2 protein-coding genes are annotated in these 1,818 nt (G+C 64.7%); both read left to right on the forward strand.

Annotated elements, in window-relative coordinates:
- Positions 1–63 precede the first annotated feature (63 nt).
- Positions 64–959 (forward strand): IS5 family transposase gene (locus ABT294_RS50665; RefSeq protein ID WP_502912254.1). Its coding sequence is split into 2 segments (ribosomal slippage): positions 64–411 and positions 414–959, totalling 894 coding nucleotides; the frame shifts between segments, so codons are not numbered across the junction.
- A gap of 89 nt (positions 960–1,048) precedes the next feature.
- Positions 1,049–1,818: DUF6461 domain-containing protein (locus tag ABT294_RS50670; protein ID WP_350813740.1), on the forward strand; the 770-nt coding region annotated here is incomplete at its 3' end.

Genomic DNA, 1,818 nt, shown 5'->3' on the forward strand with positions numbered 1-1,818 from the left:
CTAGGGCGTGTCCCGTGGATCTTTAGTGGCGGTTTGGTGTAGATCAGTCCGGTGGAAGATTGCCTGAATCGTCATGATCTGACTGATGCCGAGTGGGAACGGCTGGTGCCCCTGCTGCCGGCCAACCCGAGGCAGGGCGGCCGGTGGGCCGATCACCGAACGGTGATCAACGGGGTCTTCTTCCGGGTCCGGACCAACATCACCTGGCGTGACCTGCCGCTCTGCTATGGGAACTGGAAGACCGTCTATAACCGGCATCGCCGCTGGTCGATGGACGGCACCTGGGAGAAGATCCTGGACGGGCTGCGTGCCGGATGTGACGAGGCCGAAGGCGAGGACTGGACGGTGAGCGTGGACTCCACCGTGGTGCGTGCCCATCAGCATGCCGCCGGAGCCCGCCACCGGCCGCCGGCCGATTTCCCGTCAAAGGGGACGGCGTAGATCACAAACCGGTGAAGGGACGGGAAGCGCTGGGCCGTTCGCGTGGCGGGTTGAGCACGAAGGTGCATCTGGTCGCCGACCGGCGTTGCCGTCCGATCGCCCGGATCATCAGCCCTGGCCAGCATGGCGACAGCCCGTACTTCCAGCGTGTGCTGGAGGGTGTGCGCATCCAGCGCCGCGAACTGGGCCGTCCTCGTAAGCGTCCCGGGCGTGTGCTGGCCGACAAGGCCTACTCCTCTCGCGCCAATCGCGCCTACCTGCGCCGACGCGGCATCAAGGCGGTCATCCCGATCAAGAAGGATCAGCAGGCCAACCGTCTCAAGCTCGGCAGTAAGGGTGGGCGACCGCCTGGGTTCGACGCCGAGCGGTATAAGGAGCGCAACACCGCCGAGCGGTGCATCAACAAGATGAAGGGCTACCGTGCAGTGGCCCTTCGCACCGACAAGCGCGAGCGCATCTATCAAGGCACCATCGACGTCGCCTCGATCAGGATCTGGCTCCGCGACCCTGTCTCGTGACCGAAGGAGCACCCTTCGGAGTGGACACATGGCCGCGGTTTTGTCGGTGCCGACTGCCAGCATGTCGCCAGCCGATCAAGGGAGGTACGGTGACCGATCTCCTCAGCCAGTTCCGCTGGCTGGAAGACCAGCGAGCAGATGAGCACGACCTGCTCGGAGACATCTTCTGCGTGTCGTTCTTCCACCGGCTTGACCCAGCCGAGGTGCTGAGCCGCTTCGAACCCATCTCGCCGGCGGAAACGACGACCTTCAAAGAGCTGTGCGGTCGTGCCAGAGACTACTTCGAGGACGCCGTAGCCGTCCTGTACGTCGGCGTTGCACAGGTCGGCGAGTGGAGCGTGGCCGTCGAGCCGTGGGGCGGGCAAGCCGTGCTGATGATGACCCAACTGTCGCGGACCGGTGAGGTCGTGGGCGTCGCCCGCAACGACTACGCGGAGCACAGATTCGGATACGCCGTCGATGGCACCGTCGTCACCAAGTTCCTCCCGCGGGAGCCGGACCAGCGATGGGGCAGTGATCCGGATCGACTGAACGACGTGATGCGCGAGGTCGGGTGGGTTCTCGAGCCTCCACAGGACGAAGGACTGCTGGATTCCGGGTTGGACAGCATGGACCAGCACTCTGTCGCCCGGGCCTTCGCGCTGGCATCCAAGATCACCGGTGTAGCGCTCACTTTGACCGCTTTGAACAGGTTGCATTTCGTCAGTGCTGCCCTGCGCGGCGGTCAGCGTGCGATGAGCCGTGAGAAAAGCGCAGAGATCCGTCAGTGGGCCAAGGCTCACGGCCTGCCCCTGAGCGACCGGGGCCAAATCGCCTCCACCGTCGTAGAGAAGGCCGAAGATCCACGGGACAAGCCCTA

Origin of the sequence: Nonomuraea sp. NPDC000554 (assembly GCF_040300065.1) — a bacterium.
In the GTDB taxonomy this organism is placed as follows: domain Bacteria; phylum Actinomycetota; class Actinomycetes; order Streptosporangiales; family Streptosporangiaceae; genus Nonomuraea.